The sequence below is a fragment of the Streptomyces ruber genome, from assembly GCF_014648075.1.
Lineage (GTDB): Bacteria > Actinomycetota > Actinomycetes > Streptomycetales > Streptomycetaceae > Streptomyces > Streptomyces ruber.
The window spans coordinates 1-4,550 of record NZ_BMQK01000040.1; the positions used below are offsets into that span (position 1 = coordinate 1).

General features: G+C 76.1%; 2 protein-coding genes. Both read right to left on the reverse strand.

Features of this window, described 5'->3' with window-relative positions; all coding sequences use genetic code 11:
* A partial coding sequence (locus tag IEZ04_RS34225) for a type I polyketide synthase (RefSeq protein ID WP_189220901.1) occupies positions 1 to 1,740 on the reverse strand: 1,740 nt, incomplete at its 3' end.
* A 66-nt stretch (positions 1,741 to 1,806) separates the two neighbouring features.
* A partial coding sequence (locus IEZ04_RS35730; RefSeq protein WP_189220902.1) for an SDR family NAD(P)-dependent oxidoreductase occupies positions 1,807 to 4,550 on the reverse strand: 2,744 nt, incomplete at its 5' end.

Sequence of the window (4,550 nt, forward strand, 5' to 3'; positions counted from 1 at the left end):
CGAGAACACGAACGCCGTACGGCCCTGGGAGCGCACCCCGGTGACCACCCCGGCCGCCGGCGCACCCTCGGCCAGCGACCGCAGCCCCGCGAGCAGTTCCTCCCGGGTCCCACCGACCACCGTCGCCGTGTTCTCGTGCACGGTGCGGGTGGTGACCAGGGAGAGGCCGATGTCGGCGACGGTCGCGTCGGTCCGTGCCTCGGCGTACGCGGCCAGCCGGGCGGCCTGTGCGCGCAGGGCCTCCTCGGTCCTGGCGGAGACCGTCCAGGGCACCACGGGCAGCGTGCGGTCCGCGGGCGGGCGTTCCTCGGCGGCCCGCACGTCCTCGGGCGCGGGCTCCTCGAGGATGACGTGGGCGTTGGTGCCGCTCACGCCGAACGCGGAGACGGCGGCGCGCCGGGGGCCGTCCGGGCGCCCGGGCCACGGCCGGGCCTCGGTGAGCAGCTCGACGGCGCCGGCCGACCAGTCGACCATCGGGGTCGGCTCGGTGACGTGCAGGGTCTTGGGCAGGACGCCGTGCCGCATGGCCTGCACCATCTTGATCACGCCGCCGACGCCGGCGGCCGCGACGGTGTGCCCGATGTTGGACTTCAGCGAGCCCAGCAGCAGCGGCTTCTCGCGCTTCTGGCCGTAGGTGGCCAGCAGGGCCTGGGCCTCGATCGGGTCGCCGAGCCGGGTGCCGGTGCCGTGCGCCTCCACCGCGTCCACGTCGGCGGCCGTCAGCCCCGCGCTCGCGAGCGCCTGCCGGATCACCCGCTCCTGGGACGGGCCGTTCGGGGCCGTCAGACCGTTGCTCGCACCGTCCTGGTTCACCGCCGAACCGCGCACCACGGCCAGCACCCGGTGCCCGTTCCTCCGGGCGTCGGAGAGCTTCTCGACCACGAGCAGGCCGACGCCCTCCGACCAGGCGGTGCCGTCGGCCGTCGCGGAGAACGACTTTATGCGGCCGTCGGGGGCGAGCCCCTTCTGCCGGGAGAAGTCCACGAAACCGCCGGGGGTCGCGGTGACGGTGGCACCGCCCGCCAGGGCGAGCGTCGACTCGCCGCGGCGCACCGACTCCACCGCGAGGTGCAGGGCCACCAGCGACGACGAGCACGCCGTGTCCAAGGAGAGCGCGGGCCCCTCCAGACCGAGGGTGTACGCGATCCGGCCGGAGGCGACGCTGCTGAGCTTGCCGGTCATCAGGTAGCCCTCGAACTCCTCGGGCCCGTACAGCCCGAGGTAGCTCTGCTCCACCACGCCCGCGAAGACGCCGGTCCGGGAGCCCTTCAGCGTGGCGGGGTCGATGCCGGCGTCCTCCAGCGCCTCCCAGGCCGTCTCCAGGAGCACCCGCTGCTGGGGGTCGGTCGCCAGCGCCTCGCGCGGGGAGATGCCGAAGAAGCCGGCGTCGAACAGTGCGGCGCCGTCGAGGAACCCGGCCTCGCGGGCGTAGGAGGTGCCGGGCTCCTGCGGGTCGGGGCTGTAGAGGGCCGTCAGGTCCCAGCCGCGGTCGGTGGGGAACGGGGTGATCGCGTCCGTGCCGTCCGCGACCACGCGCCACAGCTCGTCGGGCGAGGTGACCCCGCCCGGGAACCGGCACGCCATGCCCACGATCGCCACGGGCTCCCCGCGGGACGTCTCCAGCTCGGTGATCCGCTCACGTGCCTTCTGCAGATCGGCCGTCACCCACTTCAGGTACTCGACCAGCTTCTGCTCTCGGTCCTGGGCCTGCTTGTGTTCGTCGGGGCTGTCTGCGGACATGCGGAATCAGTCTCTCCTCGGTACGGCGTGCTGCCGGGGCTTCGGTGGGGGCGGTGCGCCGGACGGTCAGCCCGCCGCGCGGCCGAGCTGGGTGTCGATGAAGGCGAAGATCTCGTCCGCGGAGGCGGAGGCGATCGGGTCGGGTGCGGCGGTGGCGTCCGTGGCCGTGGCCGTGCTCGCGGGAGCGCTGACCTTGGCCAGGAGGGTCTGCAGGCGGACGGAGACGCCGGCGCGGGACTCGTCGTCCGCCAGCCGCGCCAGCGACGCCTCCAGCCGGTCGAGTTCCTCGTGGACGTGGTCGGCCGGGTCGACGGGGCCGGGAGCCGCCTCGGCCCGCAGGTACGCGGCGAGGGCGGCCGGGGTCGGGTGGTCGAAGACCAGGGTGGCGGGCAGCCGCACGCCGGTCGCCGCGCCCAGCCGGTTGCGCAGCTCGACACCGGTCAGGGAGTCGAAGCCGAGCTCCTGGAAGGGCCGCCCGGGCGCGATGCCGGCCGGGCTCGCGTGGCCCAGGACGGCCGCGACCGTGGTGGTGACGAGCTCCAGCAGGTACCGCTCCTGCTGCTCCTCCGTCAGCCCGGCCAGCTGCTCGGCGAGGGACGGCGCGCCGGTGTCCTCCGCCGTGGTGCCGTCCTCCGCGCGCGGGCCCGCGGTCGCCGTGGGCGCGAGCGGGGAGGCCACCAGCGCGGGCACGCCCGAGGCCACGCCCCGGTCGAACAGGGCCAGCCCCTCCGCGTCGTCGATCGTCCGGAACCCGTCGCGGGCGAACCGGTTGAGGTCCTGGTCGCTCAGGCCCGCGTTCAGGCCGCGGTCGCGCCACAGGCCCCAGGCGAGGGACGTGGCGGGCAGCCCGTGGGCCGCCCGGTGGCGGGCCAGCGCGTCGAGGAAGGCGTTCGCTGCGGCGTAGTTGGACTGGCCGGGCGCGCCGAACACCCCGGCCGTGGAGGAGAAGAGCACGAACGCCCGCAGGTCCAGCTCGCGGGTCAGCTCGTGCAGGTGCCAGGCCGCGTCGGCCTTCGGCCCCAGCACGGTCCGCAGCCGGCCGGGGTGCTGTTCGGCGAGGAGGGCGTTGTCGAGGACGCCGGCCGCGTGCACGACGGCGGTCAGCGGGTGCTCGCCGGGGACGCGGGCGAGGACGTCGGCCAGGGCCCGCCGGTCGGAGACGTCGCAGGACTCGACCGTGACCGTGGCGCCGTGTCCGGTCAGCTCGGTGACCAGGTCCGACGCGCCCTCGGCCCGTTCGCCGCGCCGGCTGACCAGGAGCAGGTGCCGCACCCCGCGCTCGGCCACCAGGTGCCGGGCCAGCACACCGCCGAGCGCGCCGGTGCCGCCGGTGATCAGCACCGTACCGTCGGGGTCCCACGGGGAGCCGGCCGCCGGCGCGGTGCCGGTCACGGGGGTCAGCCGCGGGAGCAGCACGCGGTTCTCGCGTACCGCCGCCCGGGGGTGTCCGGCGGCCACCACGGCGGACAGCGTCGGCTCCGTCACGGACGGCGCGTCGAGGAGGACGATCCGGCCGGGCGCCTCGGACTGCGCCGAGCCGAGCAGTCCCCAGGCCGCGGCGGCGCCCAGGCCGGTGACGTCGTCGCCGTCGGCCGCCGCGACGGCGCCCGAGGTGAGGACCACCAGCCGGACGTCCGCGAGGCGTTCGTCGGCCAGCCACTGCCGGGTCAGCTCCAGTGCGTGCAGCGGGCCGTCGGACCATTCGTCCGGGGCGGAGGCGGCCGGGAAGGGGGCGAGGACGGCGTCGACGCGGGTGCCGGCCGCGACGGCGGCGGCGAGCTCGGCGACGGTGGTGCAGCGGATGGCGCCGGCCGGCTCGGGTCCGCCGGCCGTACCGGCCGGGGCGAGGACCGCCCAGTGCGGGAGCTCCTGCGGGACCGGCAGCTCGGCGGGCTCCCAGGTCTGCCGGAAGAGCGCCTGCTCGGCGGCTGCCGGGGCGGGGGTCTCGGGCCACAGCCAGAAGTGGTCGCGCTGGAAGGCGTAGGTGGGGAGGTCGACCGTGCCGGCCCCGGTGGGGGCGAAGAACGCCGTCCAGTCCACCGCCGTGCCCCGGCAGTGCAGGGCGGCGAGCGCGGCGGTCAGCGCCTCGGCCTCGGGACGTCCGCCGCGCACGGCGGGTACGGCGTGGGTGGCGTCGGGGTCCGCGGCGGACTGTGCCACGAGGCCGCTGAGCACCGCGCCCGGGCCCACCTCCAGCAGTGTGCCGGCGCCCTCGGACTCCAGGGTGCGGACGGCGTCGGCGAACCGGACGGCGCCCCGCACCTGCTCGGCCCAGTAGTCTGCGGTCCGCAGCTCGTCCCCGGTGGCGGGGCGGCCGGTCAGGGTGGAGACGACGGAGATCTCCGGGGCGGCGAAGGTGATCTCCTTCGCCGCCGTGCGGAACTCCTCCAGCATCCCGTCCATGTGCGGCGAGTGGAACGCGTGCGACACCCTCAGCCGGCTCGTGCGGCGGCCCCGCTCCGCGAAGTGCGCGGCGATCTCCTCGACGGCCGTCCCGTCGCCCGACAGCACCACGGAGGACGGCCCGTTGACCGCCGCGACGGCGACCTCGGCCGTACGTCCCGCCAGCAGCGGGGCGACCTCCGACTCCGTCGCCTGGACCGCGACCATCGCCCCGCCGCTAGGCAGGCCCTGCATCAGCCGGGCCCGCGCCGCCACCAGCTTCACCGCGTCCGCCAGGTCCATGACGCCGGCGACGTGGGCGGCGGCGAGCTCGCCGATCGAGTGCCCGGCCAGCAGGTCGGGCCGTACCCCGAACGACTCCAGCAACCGGAACAACGCCACCTCGAACGCGAACAGAGCCGGCTGCG